Here is an 18,621-nt window from a genome sequence, read left to right as displayed (position 1 = left end):
TTATTATTTAAATGATAATATTTAATTTATTTATTAGTAAAAGAGATAACTGGTTTCCAATGGCATTACATCCGGCAACGTTAACTTGTCTTCAAGTATTTAGCGCAATAGTTGAAGAGGGTGGTTTTAGTAGGGCATCCGAACGGTTGGGGTTGACGCAAAGCGCGGTAAGCCACCGAATAAAACAATTGGAAGAAATCACAGGTGTAACACTTATTAATAGAACAACGAGATATATGAAGGTGACTGATGTTGGCCAACGTTTATATAATCAGTCTCGACTGAATCTTGTTGAACTAGAGCGTACATTATCCAGTTTGAAAAGCATGTCTGAAGCTCCTTTAAGTTTAACCACTATATCGTCATTAGCGACCAAGTGGTTGCTACCTAAACTCAATGAGTACAACCAAGAACACCCTAATCAGCCATTATCGGTGCTAACTGATGATAAAATTATCGACTTAAATTATGAAGGCATCGATGCCGCAATACGCCTAACCGATATTAACGATCCTGCTCTGCATATGACCTTTATTTGTGATGAATGGGTTTTTCCCGTAGCAAGTGGTGCTATAGCTAAAGATGAAAATATTATTGCTCAACCAAACCTGTTATTAGATTTTCCTTGGCTTATAGATGTTATTGCTGAAAAAGGAAGTGATGAAAGCTCTTGGAAAGGTTGGCTCAGCAACCAAGCACTAGGTTTTCCTGACAATCATAAGAAGCAAAGCTTTAACCGAACTGACATTGCACTTCAGGCAGCGGCGGCGGGGCAAGGGGTTGCCATCGCTAGGGCAAGTTTAGTTGAAACAGATATGCTGGAAATGAAACTTTTTAAACAAGTAGGACGTGCAGTAAAGATGAAATATTCATATTATTTTGTATGTCCTCATGAAAAGGCAGATCACCCTGTGATAGCCAACCTTAGAGATTGGATATCCAAAGAACTAAAGGCATCAGTGAGCAGAGTTAAGCAGCATATTTGTTAAATACAATACACGTGAAATAAAGTGTCTAATTAACTAGGGATAGATAATTGGCACGTCTGTAGATGCGTTAGCATTTAATAGTCCAATAAGTCGGTTGCATTAAGCTTTAAGCATAATTCCAGAATACTCATCTTTCAGCTTGTGTAATTAAAGTGAACCTAGTTATTCACTCTGGTCTTTAAATTCACACAAATTTTCAATAATACAAGCGCCGCATTTGGGTTTACGGGCTACGCAAGTATATCGACCTTGAAGAATAAGCCAGTGATGCACATCGACTTTAAATTCTTTCGGTACAACTTTTAGACGTTTCTGTTCAACCTCTACTACGTTTTACCCATCGCAAATTTAGTGCGATTGGATACGCGGTCGATGTGGGTGTGTAAAGCGATAGTAGGCCAGCCAAAAGATAATTAAAGTAGGCATTGTGACTGACTCAATTTTTAGATCTGCTTTTAGCCAAAAGCTGAGCTTAACTCTTGAGTTACTAAAATCAGTTCAGCAGAGCCTAAAATCGACAAAATGCCTTTATGAAATAAACCGCAACCTAATCTAAGACCTGGCCTCTGCTAGTTTATGAGGCTAAACCAATCTGTTAGCTGACTATCAGTTTCAAATACACGAGAAAGTTATATTTAACGAAAAGTAGCAAAACGCGTTTTATTTAATTACTAGAGAATACATCGAAATTTCGATTCTTCGTATAAGCATATACAAGAGACATTTTTGAAATATCAAATCGGGATGGTAATTGGTCTGCCAAAATATCAATTTTCTTCGTTTGTTCTGAATACCTTTTTATTGCGTTTTTTTGTCCTAATGCTAACCAGAACCATTGTTCACCATACTTCTTAATATTTAAAGAACGATGAGTAATTAAGGAAATATCATCAGTCGGAGTATTTGTATCTATCGTTCCATTTGGTCCTGATTTCACAATATTGTTTTGGTCTACCCAAATAGTGTTTTCAGAATTACTTGCATGCTGGACATATTTCCAATTGGGGGATTCAATTGATGAAATTTCACTCATTAAGTCATAAATATGAACTTGCCATTTACCTTGTTTCTTCATGCTAAAACTAATTTGTTGATCTGTTTTGAACGATACAGCGCGCAGTTCCTGCTCTGGTAAAGGTAATTTGGTGACTTTAAAATCAGATAAATTAACATAAAATATACTATTGATACCCAGCGCTATTAGCGCTTGGCCATTTGGAGAAAACTTCAAATCGAAGTAGTGATTTTGGTGATCAAAGTTAGTTAGCTTTAAGCGCTTTTCTGTCACAACATCATAAAGCCATATTTGTTCACTGCCTGTAGCTTCACTTATATAAGCTACTGCTTTACCGTTTGGAGAAAATGCTGGTAGCCTGTCACTAACACTAGCATTTGCAATAGTTTTGCTGTTCCCATTAATTAGATCTACAAGTTTAATATCTTTGTTATGCCTACCTGCAACATACAAATAGTCCGTGCCGATACTATGTCTGTAGGGTCTTACGATTTGTTCACTGGCAGAAAAAATAATTTCTTTTTCCTTACCTGATAAATCATAGCTAGCCAATTGATATGATGGGAAACCATCCATAAGGACAATTCTGTTTCCTTGATGAGACCATATTCCGCAGCAAATATAAGCATTTTGCTTGAACAGTAAATTAAGTTTTTCACTTTCTAAATCAAGAGAGTAAAACCCTACCCACTGCTTTTCATCAGGCGATGAAATGAGAAGCTTGTTTTTTGTTGGGTGGAGATCAAATTGACTATTTCCTGCCAGATGAACACTCGGCTGATTTAATCGTGTTTTTATTTTGGTTTTAAGATTTAACTCAAATAATTCATAGGGTGTACCAGCCCCGTTATTTTCTGAAAATACAACTGTATTCTTATCGTGGGTATACGACATCCCCCCATAACTTCCTTTATTACAAGTATAAATCAATTCTGGCTCTTCTAATTGCAGACCATTGACGGCTCTAGTGTAGTATTGGCAAGTATTGACACTAGTTACCAAGTAAACTATTTCTTTACCGTCTGGGCTCCAACTCGCAGGACCAACATCTGCATCATTACTATGTTGCACATATACTTTCTCATGACTTTTTAAACTTTTGATGACAAGGTTAATTTGGTTGTCTGATGTAATCGACATATAGCTAATTCTAGTGCCATCAGGAGAAATCGAAGGTTGAACTTCATTACCGGCATCAGTGGTAAGAACAATTGAACCTGAAATTTTAATGTCTTTATCTATTGTTAGCTCAGAACTAGGTTTATCTTGAACAAGTAGGAACCAAGAACAAAATGCAGCAATTAACAGAAAAGTTGCTAGTAACAAAAGTTTTTGATTACTTTGTCTAATTATTTCGCTGCTTCGATCAGCATGTATTTCGATCAAAGGTTGTTTTTCTTTATAATCAGCTAAAGGTTGAACATTAGCGATAAACTTGTAACCTTTTTTTGGAAAAGTAGCGATAAAGTTAGGCTTTCTTGCATCATCTAGAAATACTTTCCTGAGCTTTGTGATAATCCTAGTCACAGCATTATCGGAAACAATGCGGCCTTGCCATACATATTCAATTAGTCGGTCTTTACTAATGATTTCATTCGGATGCTGACAAAAGTAAACCAAAAGCTCTACCATCATAGGTTCTAACTGGCTCGAACCATCCTCAGATAGCAAAGTCTGCTTTTCGTCACAAAAAATATAATTATTAATTTGCCAACGCATATAAAATATTTTAACAAAGGTAAGTATTTGAAAATTAACATACATCCTCCATTTAGTCACATAAAATCATAACAAATCACAAGATTGTCACGACTTATTTTCACCATTCCCTTAACTTCTTTTCGCAATCTAAATTTATTGAACTAAAAAGCAGGTAACTATGAATAAAGCGTCTTATCTATTGGCCATTGCAGCTTCTATTTCTCTAACGTCATGTTCTGTGAGCAGTACAAAAAGTGAAGCGACATTAAGGGCTGCGAGTGTTTGTTTTTCAACTAACTCAAGTGCAGATATTAAAGCCCAATTTGAAAACGGTATCGTGTCGAAAACGATATTCACTAACAAAGAGGAATCTTTATCTAGCATTGAAGAACGGTTAGAAGATCTTAATATTCCTTCCCTTTCATTAGCTGTAATGAACGGTGGTATTATCGAGTGGTCTGCTATTTATAATTCACCATCAAACAAAGCGCTAATAGATTGTAATACACGTTATCAAGTGGCTTCATTATCAAAGCCTGTCACTGTCATGGCTGCGATCCGTATGCAATCAAATGGGTATATCGATCTAAATGAAAATATCGAAAACTATTTAAAGAGCTATAAACTGCCAAAAGGCAAGCAAACGAAGAGTGCGCCTATTACGATTAAAAATACGCTAGATCACTCTTCGGGGATTAATTCTGGAGGTTTTTTAGGGTATCAACAAGGTTCGCCTATACCATCTGATATTGAAATATTAAAAGGTAATAAGCATTCAAATTCAGCACCTTTATCTGTTGTTAGTAAACCAGGAGTGCAACTTGCTTATTCAGGAACAGCATATACGTTAGCTCAAGTTGCATTAAAGGATATATTCAAAAAAGATTTTTCCAGCATTATGGATAAATGGATCTTGTCGCCGTTGGGGATGGAAAACTCCAGTTATCGTTCTCCTGATATATCTTCTATAAATCAACCAAACTCAAAAATACAGGCAATTTCAATTGCTAAAGGCCATGACTCTGATGGTAAAGAAATAGAAGGTGGTTGGAGAGTTCATCCTGAACTAGCCGCCGCTGGAATGTGGAGTAACGCCAATGATATGGCTACTTTTATGCTTGAAATATACAAAGGCTACCAAGGCAAGAGTACTTTGTTTTCTCAATCAGAGATAGAGCAAATGCTTGAAAATGAAAAAGATGGCCACGTTTATGGGTTTATTTTAAACCATGAAGGAGATGACATTACTCTCACCCATTTTGGCGGTAATGTGGGTTACCGAGCTGGCATGACTATTAGCTTAAAAACGGGAGATGGCTTAGTTTATTTACTTAATTCTGACAATGGTGCAGCGTTAGGAAACCAATTAATGATGACCGCATCAAAACTGTACGATTGGTCCAGCTTTAAACAAATCATCAAAACCAAACGTGAAGCCAAGATAGAGATATTGAAGTCTCTAGTAGGTAATTACTTGTGGAACGAGCAACTAGCGTTATCCATTAGTTATGAAGATGAACATCAACAGATTTCACTGCATTTCCCCAATGGTGATCAATACAAACTCACTCCTATAAAAGGAGTTGGTAAATCCTTTATACATCAGGACACTGCCACACTTGTCTCTTTTAACTCATGGGATAAAGAGACTGAATTTACTGTATATGGACAACGAGCTGTAAGAATGAAATAACGCCAACACGCCTCGTTAACAATGAGCGTGAATGACACCCGAAAGCAATTTACTAAAAGGAAAAAAAGATGAAAACACTAACGGCGATAATACTAACATTACTGTTACTCACGACAAATGCGACAGCAGAGCCTAGAAAAAAAATATTAATAGTTGCCTCTAATATGATTGATATGGGCGATCCTGAAAAACACGACGCAAGAAATAATTTATGGGAATTCGCTCCGCCGTATCATATTTTTGTTAGTCATGGATTTGATGTCGACTTTGTATCACCTCAAGGTGGAAAAGTGGATTTTATGATGGATCCATTAGGTATTAGTAGTTACACCATCAAGTATGAAGGTTTTCTAGAAAAAACGAACAGTTCATTATCGCCTGCTCAAACTGATCCAAATGACTACTGGGGAGTATTCATCGGTGGTGGTTACGGGGTTATGTTTGACGTTGCAGAGAATAAGGAAATACATTCGATTATAAGCCGGGTATATGAATCAGGTGGTATTGTTGGTGTCGGCGGTCATGGCTCAGCAGGTATCGTAAACGTAAAATTATCGAACGGTGAGTTTTTGGTGAAAGAAAAAAAAGTGGCCGGTTTTCCTAACTCTACCGAAAAATCTAAATCATGGGCAAAGCAAGGGACACTTTTGCCTTTTCTTATTGAAAGTCAGTTAAATAAAAATGGCGCTATCGCTCAGAATAAGAAAACACTAAAAGATAAACATGCAGTGGTAGTAGACCAACGAATAGTCTCAACAATGTTCTTGCCTCCAGCAGCAATTGTCGCAAAAGAAATGATTTTATTGAAAGAAGCTAAATAAAGCGCGATGACGAAAGTAGCCGATGCTAATTAGCAATGCGCTCGATTTTAGCTTCTTCTAATTAAGTACAATAAGGAAAATGTATGGTTAACCTATTAAAAATATTAAACTTTTACAGTATCGTAATTACCAGTTTGATGTTAAACATCGATGCACACGGGCAGGTTGGTGGTAGTGCGGGCTACGACAGTTCTTTACGAGCAATTGAACCTAAAAATATTACCTTTAATGCCGGACTTGCTGGTTCCTCTTCGCCTCAAATAGGTAGACTAATAGTCGCGAAAAGTCACAGGCACGTAATTTACAGTCTAACACCAAATTAAACATCGTTAATTCTTGCAGGTTATTTGCCAGCTCTAACCTTATTCTAATTGACCATATATCTTCGAGTTTTAGAGAAAGTTTTGACTAACTAGTTTGCCTTTATTCCAGCAAGATTTTCGTGAAGTTGATTTGCTGTCGACCATGATAGTGCTCCTTTCATGAAGGGACTATAAGTATGACTGGGAGCACTGAATTTATTAATAGCAGACATTGTGCGTATGTAATTAAGGAATGCTTCACTTAGCCAGTTTCGGACATTAGTTTTTGAGTTACTAACGGCAGCTCAGAGTCTGAATCGGACATCGATCTTTTGTGATGCCATAATCATACTAAGGGTAATATTAAACCAAGATTTCAACTTATTTGTGACGCGGGTTCAAGCTCATTGCAGCCGTAACAATTTGCGTTTCTAAAACAAAAAACGACTATTTTAGTAATTTCGCTTTCATTGATTCTAATTTTTAATTATTAGGGGTTATGTAAGTAATACCTGTCTTTATGTCAGTGATACTTGACACCCATTAACTTTGATGTAATGCTTACCTTACATTATGTCATGAGCTAGTGACATGATTAGATAGTTGATTAACGATAGCAAGGTAAAGACCGGAGATTAAAATGAGTAATGAATTAGATAAAAAGGAAAAGAAGTTTCTAGTCAAATTTATGTTGCATATAGCGATGTTTTTAGCGGTTTTAGCGATATCAGTAGTAATGAATGAGACCAATAATTTGTCTATATACAGCACTGGATTCCTCGCAATGTCTCCTGTAATTCCTGTGATATTTTTATTGCGGCTGGTGGTAAATCATTATAGGTCATTAGATGAATACATCCAGAGAGTAATGGGTGAAAGTTTGCTTTGGGCTGTAGGTGTTGTTGGTTGTGCGGCAATGGCTTATGGCTTGCTGGCAGAAATGGTTGAGGTGCCAAGCTTTAGCCCCGCCTTTATGTTGCCAGCAATAGCAGTCATCTTTGGTGTAGCGCAGTTTATTAAACTATCGGGCAATACCCATGAAGAATAGGTTACGGGTACTTCGTGCAGAAAAAGGCTGGTCTCAAGCAGATCTTGCTGAAAAGTTAGGAGTGTCACGTCAAGCCGTGAACGCTATAGAAACAGGAAAACATGATCCTTCTTTAACTCTTGCTTTTGCTCTTGCGGATGCTTTTGGACAACGCATTGAAGATTTGTTTTTGCACAAAGGGTAAATCTTAAACAATATACCTTCTTTTGGCGAACTGTCGTCGTTATTCTGTGCGAATAATGCATGTCTGCTTTGTCGGAGAACTTGTCGTTAGATAAGCGAAGGCTAATGTCAGCAGTTGTATCAAAGTAGACAAAAGCTATTCTGTCTTATCTTTAAACTCACACAAGTCTTCGATAATGCAGCTGCCACATTTAGGTTTGCGGGCGGTACACACATAGCGGCCGTGTAGAATCAACCAGTGGTGCACATCAACTTTAAACTCTTTAGGTACTACTTTTTCGAGCTTTTTCTCAACCTCAACTACATTTTTACCCATCGCAAATTTTGTGCGGTTTGAAACGCGGTCGATATGGGTATCTACGGCGATTGTCGGCCAGCCGAAATATAAGAAAAGTAGATGTTAAAATGTTTTTATATCAGGCTGTTATGTGCCAATGTAGACATTAACCGTAACTTACTTCTGTTGTAACATCATTTAGTACTAGAAGCATTAAGCATTAGAAAGTCAACTTGGTACTTGACCTGTCTATCGCTTTATAGTTTACATTTATTATCGCATTTAAAATGTATGAGGTTATATGTGTATCTTATTTCTGAGTTAGCTTCGTTGGTTGGCTTATCTAGAACGACTTTACTTTATTACGAAAAGCTTAATTTGATTTCGGGTAAGAGGCTAGAAAACGGCTATCGGGCTTATAGTGAAAGAGATTTACAGCAAGTTCGTTTAGTTCAACAACTACAAAGTGGTGGATTAACCTTGGCGGAATGTAAATCTTGTCTTGAAAGTAAATTGGATAGGTCTGTTCTTAAATTTCGTTATGAAGAGTTAGAGCAAGACATTGAGCGAAAACAAAAGTCGTTGGCTTTATTGTCTTCCCTGTTAGGAGAAAACAGTAGTAAGTCATGGCATCAAACACTCGCTGAAGTCGCGCCAGATGCACATATAGACTGGTTAAAAGTCCAAGGGTTTGACGAAAAGCAAGCCCTAAGAATCAAATGGTTATCAAAAGACATGAACGAACATGACAAATATATGCAAGATTTCATGAGCGTATTTGAGGCGCTGGAGTCTTGGGGACCAAATAGTGAAGCTGACACTTCAAGAGCGTATGAATTACTCAGCACCAACCCTGAAAAAATTTTGGAGGTTGGTTGCGGTAAGGGCAATTCAACCATGTTACTCGCTAAACTATCAAGCGCAGAAATAGTAGCGACTGACAATGAACAAAATGCTCTTGATAAAGTAGGAGAAAAAATAAAGCAAAATAACCTGAGTGAACGAGTATCAACTAAGTGCATTAGCATGACTGAATTAGATTTTGGTTTAGAGAAATTTGACGTTATTTGGGCTGAAGCTTCCGCTTATGTTATGGGCATCGAAAACGCACTTAAGAAATGGAAATCGTTACTCAAAGATGATGGAACGCTGGTTTTTAGCGATTTAGTCTGGTTAATAGACGATCCAAGTCAAGAAGCTATTGACCATTGGAAAAGCGACTACCCCGATTTACAAAGCGTTGATACCCGCAGATCACAAATAGAAAAGGCTGGCTACGAACTTCAACACACATTCACGGTATCCGAGCAGGCTTGGAAGAGCTACTACGAGCCATTGGAACAACGTCTGAAAGAGGTCGCTTCAAAAATGGTAGGATCACAAGCTGTGATGGATATCCAAAAGGAAGTTGATTTGTATAAATCAAGCCTCGGTGAGTTTGGTTACCAATTTTTTATTGCAAAAAAACTTTGACAGATCAACAGAAGTGGACTGATTTAAAATAACAGACAATCTTAACTCTAACACCACTCAAATGAAGGTTTTTGAATGGTGTTATATAAACTCTTTATGCTTAATAAAGCTAGAGCTATAGTTTGTTTTTACTCTTTGAAGGCTTTAGCTATTCCGTTTTATCTTTAAACTCACACAAGTCTTCAATAATACAGCTGCCGCACTTAGGCTTACGCGCCACGCAAGTATAACGACCATGTAAAATGAGCCAGTGATGTACATCGACTTTAAATTCTTTGGGGATCACTTTTTCGAGTTTTTGTTCAACCGCTACAACGTCTTTACCCATGGCAAGCTTAGTGCGGTTTGAAACACGGAAAATATGCGTATCTACAGCGATTGTCGGCCAGCCAAAAGCGGTGTTCAGTACGACATTAGCTGTTTTACGGCCCACGCCAGGCAGGGCTTCTAAGGCTTCTCTGTTCTCTGGTACTTCGCTGTTATGTTGATCCACTAATATTTGGCACATTTTATATACGTTAGCGGCTTTTGAATTAAATAAACCAATGGTTTTAATATAATCACGCAGTGCGTCGTGGCCAATATCTAAAATAGCTTGTGGTGTATTAGCAACTGGAAATAGTTTGCGTGTCGCTTTATTCACACCAACATCAGTGGCTTGTGCTGACAGTGTAACGGCAACGAGTAACTCGAATGGGCTTGAATACTCAAGCTCTGTTTCTGGGTTTGGATTATTATCGCGTAGGCGAGTAAGTATTTGATAACGTTTTTCTTTATTCATGCAACTTAAAACGCATTAGCTTTTATTAAGTTAATGCGCTTTCCCCTTAAGTTAAGCTAGTAACACGCGCCCGAGGGCCTTTTTCAGCTTCTGGCGATGTTATTTGTTTTGATTTTATTTGTGCGTCGATAACGTTTTTAGCTGCAATGAGTAAACCTAAACCCAAAAATGCACCGGGTGGTAAAATAGCGAGTAAAAATTGATTATCAAAACTAAACACTTCTATGCGTAAAACGCTAGCCCAAGGGCCTAGCAATAAATCAGCGCCATCGAATAATGTACCTTGTCCTATGAGTTCGCGCATTGCACCTAAAACCACGAGTACAACCATAAAACCGGCCCCCATCATTAACCCATCAAATGCAGATAAGTGAACGGGGTTTTTAGATGCATATGCTTCAGCACGGCCAATAATGGCGCAGTTAGTAACAATAAGGGGAATAAAAATTCCCAGAGATTGATACAGACCAAAGGTGTATGCATTCATTAATAATTGAACAATCGTTACAAATGCGGCAATAATCATTACAAAAACAGGAATACGGATATCTTTTGGTACCCAATTACGTACTGCAGAAATAGTTACATTTGATCCAATGAGTACCATCATGGTTGCAAGTCCAAGACCTAGCGCATTAGTGATGGTAGATGTAACAGCTAACAGTGGGCACAACCCGAGTAACTGCACTAATGCAGGGTTGTTTTTCCACATGCCTTCGTTGATTAACTCTTTATACTGACTCATGCGTCACCTGTATTACATGCATTGGGGGCATCAAATATCATATTAAATTGAGATTGCGAAAATAACACTGCGTCTTTTACAGAGCCTACCACTGCACGTGGTGTAATTGTGGCACCTGTAAACTGATCAAAATTACCGCCATCTTTTTTTACAGCCCAGCGATCATCATTTTCACCTAATACGGTTTTTCCTTCAAAGAGCGTGATCCAAGGCGACTTTTTAAGTTCAATTTTATCGCCAAGACCTGGCGTTTCTTCATGCTTGGTTACACGTACGCCGCCAATAGTGCCGCCTGCGAATACAGAGGTAATCAAATCAATATCACCACTATAACCTCTTGGTGTTACGTGTCGTATTATTAACGCAACAGGTTTGCCTTTCATGCGGGCTCGGTAAATTATTTGTGGGGACTTACCAAGTTGTGGGTCATTAATAAGCACACAGTCTTGATATAATGAATTATCATAAAACTGTGGTTTCAGAACCTCTTGTAGTTGGGTTGATAATTGATTGCGTTCTTGCAGTGCGATGTTATCAGCAGTTAAGTTATAGACTACAGCAACAGCCCCCGTTGTTGCTAACGCAAAGGCTGTCAAAAGGGCACCGTTTTTAGTCATTGAGGGTAAAATCATTATTTTTTCACCCCATGCCCGTAGGTCCTAGGTTGTGTGTAGTAGTCTATTAACGGAACAGCCATATTTAATAATATCACAGCAAAAGCCACTGCATCCGGAAAGCCACCAAAGGTACGAATTAAATAAATTAATAAACCGATAATTGCGCCATATATTAATCGACCTTTATTGGTGGTTGCAGCAGATACGGGATCAGTCGCGATAAAAAATGCAGCAAACATAGTCGCGCCACTAAATAAATGAAAAACAACCCCAGGTTCTGTACCTGGCGATGCAATATAACCAATACCACTACATAGAGCGAGTGTTCCAACTAGGCTCATAGGGATATGCCAGTTAATGACTTTACTTTTAATCAGATAGAGCCCACCGATTAAAAAGCCTAGATTAACCCAACCCCAACCTTTGCCAACCCATTCATTGAATAAAGGAGATTGCATACTTTCTGACACGGTTAGGCCATGGGCGATATCCGTTTTTACAGTATCGAGTGGGGTAGCCATTGTCATCCCATCTATCCCTACTCGTAATTGATCAACACTAAAACCAGTTGCAGTGAAATCAGTGAATATCACCCCCAGTTGCTGACTAAAATCAATTGAATTACCGAGTAAGTCGCTGACCGGTAACCAAGCTGTCATTTGAACAGGAAAGGAAATAAGTAATAATACATAGGCGGCCATTGCGGGATTGAACAAATTAAACCCTAAGCCTCCGTATAGTTGCTTTACTATCACAATCGAAAATAGGCAGCCAATTACAATAATCCACCAAGGCGCAAGTGGTGGAATGCTCAATGCAAGTAGGACACCCGTTAACCAAGCACTGCCATCTTTTAAAGTCTGGAAAGTAGGGCGCTTTCGCATTTTCATGATTGTAGCTTCTGCCACACTCACTGTAATAAGCGCAAGTACAAGTTGAATGACTACCCCAGTGCCAAAAAATATAACCTGTGCGATAAAGCCGGGAATACAGGCTGCAATCACCGTGAGCATAAGCTTGTTTAAAGACTTATGGCTATGGTTGTGGGGCGAGCTGGCCATGGTTAATTTCATGACTTATCACTTCCTTCTTGTTGGTTCTTTTTAGCTTTTGCTCGTGCAATAGCTTTTGCTACAGCGGCTTTCTTTTTATCTTCAGCACTGAGCGGCGCACTTTCTTTGGCTTGTTCAGGCTCAGAACTGACAGTCACCTCATCTGCGCTTTTGGTTACATCTGCCTTAGCTGCTTTTTTAGCTTTTGCACGGGCAATAGCTGCGGCAACAGCTGCCTTCTTTTTATCTTCATCGCTGTGCAAAGCACTCTCTTGCGGTTGCTCAGGTTCAGAAACCACAGATACCTCATTTAGTTCTTCAACTTTATCTGCCTTAGCGGCTTTTTTAGCTTTAGCCCGCGCAATGGCTGCGGCAACGGCCGCTTTTTTATCATCAGCAGGAGACTGCTCTGTTGCTGATATTTCCTCAGCCTTAGTTGCTTTTTTCGCTTTGGCACGAGCGATAGCTGCGGCAACGGCGGCTTTTTTATCATCAGCAGGAGGTTGCTCTGTCGCTGATACTTCATCAGCTTGTGCGGCTTTTTTGGCTTTAGCACGAGCGATAGCTGCGGCAACGGCGGCTTTTTTATCATCAGCAGGAGATTGCTCTGTTGCTGATACTTCATCAGTCATAGCGGCTTTTTTGGCTTTAGCACGAGCGATAGCTGCGGCAACGGCAGCTTTTTTATCATCAGCAGGAGATTGCTCTGTTGCTGATGTTTCCTCAGCCTTAGCTGCTTTTTTGGCTTTGGCACGAGCGATAGCAGCCGCTACAGCAGACTTTTTATCGTCAGTGGTTTCATTAGTGTTTGAACCAGCTTCTTTTTGTGCTTTGTAAGCACGTGCTTGTTCTTTACGTGCAGCACGTTCTTTTGCGACTTCACTATTATCTGGTTCAAGTTCACCAGAGTTCTTTTTAGCTTTAGCGCGGGCGATAGCAGCGGCTACGGCTGACTTGTTATCTGATTTTTCATCTGAGCTTTTAACTCGCGCAAGAGCATCTGCCACTTTTTGTTTTTCGTCGGCAGATTTTGTTGTTGCAGGCTGACGTTTATGACGATTCTGCCTTGCTTCTTGCTCTCGTTCCAAACGCTCTTTTCTTAGCTCGAAGCGCTCTTTCGCTCTTTCGGCCTTAATTTTTTCGGCTTGCTGTTCTTTTATTTCAACTTTTGCGACACGGTAATATTGCACCAAAGGTATTTCACTTGGGCATACATAGGCACATGCACCACATTCAATACAATCAAATAAGTTGTATTCTTTTAATTTGTCGTATTCTTTTGATTTGGCAAACCATTGTAACTGTTGCGGTAGTAACGAAGCTGGGCATGCATCAGCACACGCGCTACAGCGAATACACGCTTGTTCAGGGCCCGGCTCTGCAAGTTCGTCATGATCAGGAGCTAAAATACAGTTGGTTGTTTTGATAACCCCTATACGCACAGTGGGTAAGGTAAAGCCCATCATTGGGCCGCCCATTACAACACGTTGTTGTGGCACCGGTGAAAAGCCTTGGCAGTCGAGCAGGTGTTTAATCTCTGTGCCAAGCAAAGCCCATACATTACCCGGTTTGTGAATAGTATTGCCTGTTACAGTCACAACACGTTCAATTAAAGGCTTGCCTTCTAGAACAGCTTGTTCAATTGCATACAAGGTGCCGACATTATGAACGAGCACCCCAATATCAGCAGGGATCCCACCACTGGGTACTTCTTTATCAGTCAATAATTGTATTAACTGTTTTTCACCACCTGAGGGATATACAGTAGGCACCGTTTGCACAATGATATTGTCATCATGTTTGGCGGCCAGTTGCATTGCTTCAATTGCTTCTGGTTTATTATCCTCTATACCGATAATGGTTAGTGTAGGGGATAGCAGTTGTTGCATTATTTTAATGCCGGTTACTATCTTATCGGCATGTTCACGCATTAAAACATCATCAGCTGTGATGTAAGGTTCACACTCAACGGCGTTAACAATTAAAAACTCAATCGGTTTTCGGCTATCGGCTTTTATGTACGTTGGAAAGCCTGCGCCTCCCATGCCCGAAATACCACTGTTATGAATGATATCAATGAGTTCATCATGCGATAAATTAGCAAAAGAGGCATGAGGTGCAAGTTCACACCAGTTATCTTGTCCATCAGGCGTAATAATAATGCTTAACTCTGGCAGCGCAGAAGGGTGTGCAGATGGCATTTGGCAGATGTCGGCGATCACTCCCGATGTAGGCGCGTGAACCGGTACTGACCAATTAGCTACAGGTTTGGTGAGTGCTTGCCCTTTTAATACGGTTTGGCCTTTTTCAACAATAAGTTGGCCATTAGCGCCAATATGTTGTTTAAGTGGAACAACAAGTTTATCTGGCAGTGGTAATCGAGTGATTGGCCTTGCATTAGATAGACTCTTTTGACCAGGTGGATGAATACCACCGGGAAATGGCCACACTTTGCCTTGTTTGATCTGTTGAATTAATTTTTCCATGTGTGACCTCAATCTATTTGCGTAACAGGGATTGCATCTAACTGCCATTTCCACGTTTGTTTTGTGGTTTCTAAAGGCAACATATCAATACAATCAACTGGACAAGGTTCAACACATAGGTCACAGCCAGTACATTCATCAATTAGCACTGTGTGCATTTGTCTCGTTGCACCAACAATAGCGTCAACAGGACATGCTTGAATGCATTTAGTGCATCCAATGCATTCATCTTCGCGAATATATGCAACAGTTTTGACAGGCTCAGCTTGTTCTCCGCCTGCAAGTGGCTTGGCCTCAACACCCATTAAATCAGCTAGCTTCTTAACTGTTGATTCGCCTCCTGGGGGGCATTTATTTATTTCGTCACCATTGGCAATGGCTTCAGCGTAGGGGCGACAACCCGGGTAACCGCATTGACCACATTGAGTTTGAGGTAAAATGGTATCAATTTGTTCAACTATAGGGCTACCTTGTACGCGAAATCGTACTGCGGCAAAGCCTAAAATCAAGCCAAAAATAAGTGCTAGCGAGCCAAGCGCTAGTAATGCATAAAACAAGGTCATGTTAAAACTTCACTAATCCGGTAAAACCCATAAAGGCCATCGACATTAAGCCTGCAGTGATCATTGCTATCGATGCACCTTTGAAAGGAGCAGGGACGTCTGCGGCAGCTAGGCGCTCCCTGAGGGCTGCAAATAAAACAAGAACTAAAGAAAAGCCCACAGCAGCACCAAATCCATACACTGCAGATTGAAGAAATGAGTGATCTTCTTTTATATTTAATAGGGCAACGCCAAGTACTGCGCAATTGGTGGTGATTAATGGTAAAAATATACCTAATAATCTATATAAAGTAGGGCTTGTTTTTTTAACAACCATTTCGGTAAATTGCACTACAACAGCAATGACTAAAATAAAGCTCATAGTACGCAAAAAGGTTATGTCCAGAGGGATCAAAACGTATTGATTGACTAAATAGCTTGTTACAGAGGCGAGTGTTAGCACAAAGGTCGTCGCGAGCGACATACCAATAGCAGTATCTAATTTACCAGATACTCCCATAAAAGGGCATAAACCTAAAAACTGTACTAAAACAAAGTTGTTAACCAGCACGGTGCCAATCAACAGCAAGACATATTCTGTCATATTCGCCTCAAGCTATAATAATCGCGGACATTATCCTTTTTTCTCACTGCTTTAACAACACATCACACGGAAAAAAGCTGCTTTTGTAGCACTCAAAGTGATACGTATTGATTAAAATAAATGATTAGTTTTGGAAGAGTCTAAGAAGCTGTAAATTAAAAGGCGCTGTGCGCGCCTTTTAATTGCTAGTAAGGTGTTTAAATATCTTTGGGTTTCTCGATGTAATAACCTTGAACACCATCTAAACAAAGTGTTTCAACTATGTGTTTTTCTTCTTGGCTTTCAATGCCTTCAGCAAATACGCTAACGCCAATTCGATGAGCTAAATCTACCATCAAGCGCATAAAATATTGATTGTTTTTATCTTCTTCAAGACCGCGAGTATAGCTTGCGTCCATTTTGATAAAATCCGGTTTTAAATCACGGAAGAACTTAAATGAGGTTAAACCTACACCAAAACGTTCTACAGTGATTCTAGCACCAACGCGGTGTACCATATCAATAAAGCGTTTACTGGCTTTAATATTTTGTTGTAAGCCAAACTCACTCACTTCAAAAACCAGTTTAGAAGCGATGTTGCTGTCTTTGAGTAAGCGCCGCTCAAGCCAAATCACAAACTGGTCGTTGTGCGCACTTGATGCTGTGACATTGATACCAAAATACTTCTCCGAAAAGTTGCGGCTCTTAATTTTTTCTAAAGAGGTATCAATGATCAATCGATCAATTTCTATTGCCATATCAAGCTTTTCAGCCATCGCTAAAAATGAAGCCGTAGGGAGTACTTGGCCTTCTTCAGTTTTAAAGCGCACTTGTATTTCTGCATACGCTTTTGCACTTTTACCAATCGGCATGATGTTTTGCATCACTAAGTTTACACGTTTTTCTTCAATCACTTCGTTAATTACTTTACGCCAATTTTGATTACCAAATCCTGCGCTTACGTTATTAATTAAGTCTGTTTCACGTTGAACATGCCACGCATTGGCTTGTTTTGATTGTGCCATGCTCATCGCGTTATCAACGACAGAGAGTAATTCACCCAGCGGCTTACCTTTTTCATAACCAACAATACCGGTATTCGCCACTGAGCTGAGTTCTTGATTTTGTTGATATTGAGTAAATCGCGATTGCAGGTTATCACCAAATCGTTCTGATTCTTTTAGCGGGACGTTGGGTAAAACAACGGCGAAGTCAGAGCTATTAAGGCGAAATACCTTACTGGCTGTATAAGTGCCACTAATATGTTTAATAATATCAGCAACTGCTTTTACGTATTCATCACCTTTTTGGTAGCCACGAGTCTGGTTGATAATTTGTAGTTCACTACAACGAACCATTGCTAAAGAGCCAAATGTGCTTTTATCACTGCTTTCTATATTTTTTTCGTAATATTCAACGAACATATTCCTGTTGCCAAGATCTGTTACAGTATCTTTGTAGGCTTCTTGTTTTATCGAGTGCGCAGCATTTTGAATATCATCATGTTTGCTTTGTAAAAAGTGAGACAACCGATTAAAGCTTGGTACAAGGTCTGAAGCTAACTTTTTAATCTTGCTGCTATCAATGGCGGTATCCAAGCCATCGTTTACTTGATTTTGATTAATATAAACATCAACAACGTCAGCAACAGTCATGCTTATATTTCTATTTAATCTTTTTAGCATCGCTTTCATAAAGATGACGGGTATAATTGCCATCACACCTGATACCAAAATCACGATAAAAAAAGCGTGTTGAAGTAAAAGCGCTAAATTACTGGCATTGATAGTAAACTCGACTTTTATATCAGACGCATTGTTAACTGCAAACTGTGGCCTTACTGAGTTGAATGTAGAATTCACCATCGCTGCAAAAGCTGGTAACGGAGCAGGGGACTGTATATTGACTATTTCTTTCCCGTCATAGTCACGTAATATAAACGTCGAAAAAACTTTCCCATCCATTAGAGCTTTTTGGATTTTTGATGAAGAAAAATCGTCCATAGTTTGTGCATTTATATAGGTACTAATTACATTTTGCGCTGCTTTTTGTTTTTCACTTACTGCACTGTTAAAAGCAGATGCAACAAAGTAACCGCCAATGCTGGCAAATAGTAACCAAGAAATGAGTTGTATAAATATGAGTTTTTTAAAACCAGCCATGATTTAGTCTTTCATTCGTTCAAAAGGGAAGGAATCAAATCCTTGATTTATCAGCGTACTTTTTCAATTACTTGCGTAATTTAAAATATTTACATTTGATTGGCTTAGAGTAGAGGAAATACTTAGAAAAGTCTAATTGATTCGTTAAGTT

General features: G+C 39.2%; 16 protein-coding genes and 2 pseudogenes. 7 read left to right on the top strand and 11 right to left on the bottom strand.

All coding sequences use genetic code 11. From position 1 onward, the window contains the following. Positions 1–59 precede the first annotated feature (59 nt). Positions 60–989 (top strand): LysR family transcriptional regulator, encoded by a 930-nt coding sequence (locus tag ACHUE3_RS06975; protein ID WP_394191477.1) that lies wholly within the window; start codon positions 60–62, stop codon positions 987–989. Between the two features lie 162 nt (positions 990–1,151). Here ACHUE3_RS06975 and ACHUE3_RS06970 read toward each other — a convergent pair. Continuing rightward, positions 1,152–1,399, bottom strand: a pseudogene (locus ACHUE3_RS06970) (endonuclease III); the annotation flags it as partial. Positions 1,400–1,653: 254 nt separating this feature from the next. Beyond that, on the bottom strand, positions 1,654–3,723 hold the full coding sequence (locus ACHUE3_RS06965) for a winged helix-turn-helix domain-containing protein (RefSeq protein WP_394191475.1): 2,070 nt from the start codon (positions 3,721–3,723) through the stop codon (positions 1,654–1,656). 160 nt (positions 3,724–3,883) lie between these two features. On the opposite strand from ACHUE3_RS06965, the gene ACHUE3_RS06960 reads away from it, so the two are divergent. The 5 genes from ACHUE3_RS06960 (at position 3,884) to ACHUE3_RS06940 (ending at position 7,753) form a co-directional block, all read left to right on the top strand. Then, entirely contained in the window at positions 3,884–5,398 is a 1,515-nt protein-coding gene (locus ACHUE3_RS06960; RefSeq protein ID WP_394191473.1) for a serine hydrolase domain-containing protein, read from the top strand. A 68-nt stretch (positions 5,399–5,466) separates the two neighbouring features. Next, complete coding sequence (locus ACHUE3_RS06955; RefSeq protein WP_394191471.1) at positions 5,467–6,219, top strand: type 1 glutamine amidotransferase domain-containing protein; 753 nt, start codon at positions 5,467–5,469, stop codon at positions 6,217–6,219. 83 nt (positions 6,220–6,302) lie between these two features. After that, positions 6,303–6,542 carry a hypothetical protein gene (locus tag ACHUE3_RS06950; protein WP_394191469.1) on the top strand — a complete coding sequence of 80 codons (240 nt, stop codon included), beginning with the start codon at positions 6,303–6,305 and terminating at the stop codon, positions 6,540–6,542. A gap of 619 nt (positions 6,543–7,161) precedes the next feature. Beyond that, positions 7,162–7,569: a hypothetical protein gene (locus tag ACHUE3_RS06945; protein ID WP_118961473.1), complete on the top strand. Its 408-nt coding sequence runs from the start codon at positions 7,162–7,164 to the stop codon at positions 7,567–7,569. Beyond that, complete coding sequence (locus tag ACHUE3_RS06940; RefSeq protein WP_394191466.1) at positions 7,559–7,753, top strand: helix-turn-helix transcriptional regulator; 195 nt, start codon at positions 7,559–7,561, stop codon at positions 7,751–7,753. The genes ACHUE3_RS06945 and ACHUE3_RS06940 overlap by 11 nt, the downstream gene beginning before the upstream one ends. A 135-nt stretch (positions 7,754–7,888) precedes the next feature. Here ACHUE3_RS06940 and ACHUE3_RS06935 read toward each other — a convergent pair. Next, positions 7,889–8,134: pseudogene (locus ACHUE3_RS06935) on the bottom strand (endonuclease III); the annotation flags it as partial. A 198-nt stretch (positions 8,135–8,332) separates the two neighbouring features. On the opposite strand from ACHUE3_RS06935, the gene ACHUE3_RS06930 reads away from it, so the two are divergent. Then, positions 8,333–9,502, top strand: coding sequence for a methyltransferase domain-containing protein (locus tag ACHUE3_RS06930; RefSeq protein WP_394191464.1), 1,170 nt, complete (start codon positions 8,333–8,335; stop codon positions 9,500–9,502). A gap of 148 nt (positions 9,503–9,650) precedes the next feature. Here ACHUE3_RS06930 and nth read toward each other — a convergent pair whose 3' ends face one another. The 8 genes from nth to ACHUE3_RS06890 all read right to left on the bottom strand — a co-directional run bounded on the left by nth (position 9,651) and on the right by ACHUE3_RS06890 (position 18,470). Further along, a complete protein-coding gene (gene nth / locus ACHUE3_RS06925; protein WP_394191463.1) occupies positions 9,651–10,283 on the bottom strand; it encodes an endonuclease III in 633 nt (210 codons plus the stop codon). A 46-nt stretch (positions 10,284–10,329) separates the two neighbouring features. Further along, entirely contained in the window at positions 10,330–11,028 is a 699-nt protein-coding gene (locus ACHUE3_RS06920; RefSeq protein ID WP_394191461.1) for an electron transport complex subunit E, read from the bottom strand. Next, the gene (gene rsxG / locus ACHUE3_RS06915; protein WP_394191459.1) at positions 11,025–11,660 is read right to left on the bottom strand and encodes an electron transport complex subunit RsxG; all 636 of its coding nucleotides are present in this window, start codon (positions 11,658–11,660) and stop codon (positions 11,025–11,027) included. Before rsxG ends, ACHUE3_RS06920 begins: the two co-directional genes overlap by 4 nt. Further along, positions 11,660–12,718 (bottom strand): electron transport complex subunit RsxD, encoded by a 1,059-nt coding sequence (gene rsxD, locus ACHUE3_RS06910; RefSeq protein WP_394191457.1) that lies wholly within the window; start codon positions 12,716–12,718, stop codon positions 11,660–11,662. The genes rsxG and rsxD overlap by 1 nt, the downstream gene beginning before the upstream one ends. Beyond that, positions 12,715–15,183 carry an electron transport complex subunit RsxC gene (gene rsxC, locus ACHUE3_RS06905; RefSeq protein ID WP_394191455.1) on the bottom strand — a complete coding sequence of 823 codons (2,469 nt, stop codon included), beginning with the start codon at positions 15,181–15,183 and terminating at the stop codon, positions 12,715–12,717. Before rsxC ends, rsxD begins: the two co-directional genes overlap by 4 nt. A gap of 8 nt (positions 15,184–15,191) precedes the next feature. Continuing rightward, on the bottom strand, positions 15,192–15,746 hold the full coding sequence (rsxB, locus tag ACHUE3_RS06900; protein ID WP_394191453.1) for an electron transport complex subunit RsxB: 555 nt from the start codon (positions 15,744–15,746) through the stop codon (positions 15,192–15,194). Position 15,747: 1 nt separating this feature from the next. Further along, entirely contained in the window at positions 15,748–16,329 is a 582-nt protein-coding gene (gene rsxA / locus ACHUE3_RS06895) for an electron transport complex subunit RsxA (protein ID WP_394191451.1), read from the bottom strand. A 197-nt stretch (positions 16,330–16,526) separates the two neighbouring features. After that, complete coding sequence (locus tag ACHUE3_RS06890; protein ID WP_394191449.1) at positions 16,527–18,470, bottom strand: EAL domain-containing protein; 1,944 nt, start codon at positions 18,468–18,470, stop codon at positions 16,527–16,529. Positions 18,471–18,621 lie beyond the last annotated feature (151 nt).

Origin of the sequence: Pseudoalteromonas atlantica (assembly GCF_043641955.1) — a bacterium.
In the GTDB taxonomy this organism is placed as follows: domain Bacteria; phylum Pseudomonadota; class Gammaproteobacteria; order Enterobacterales; family Alteromonadaceae; genus Pseudoalteromonas; species Pseudoalteromonas atlantica_A.
Note: the sequence above shows the minus strand (reverse complement) of the source record. Positions and strands in the feature narration are given on the sequence as shown.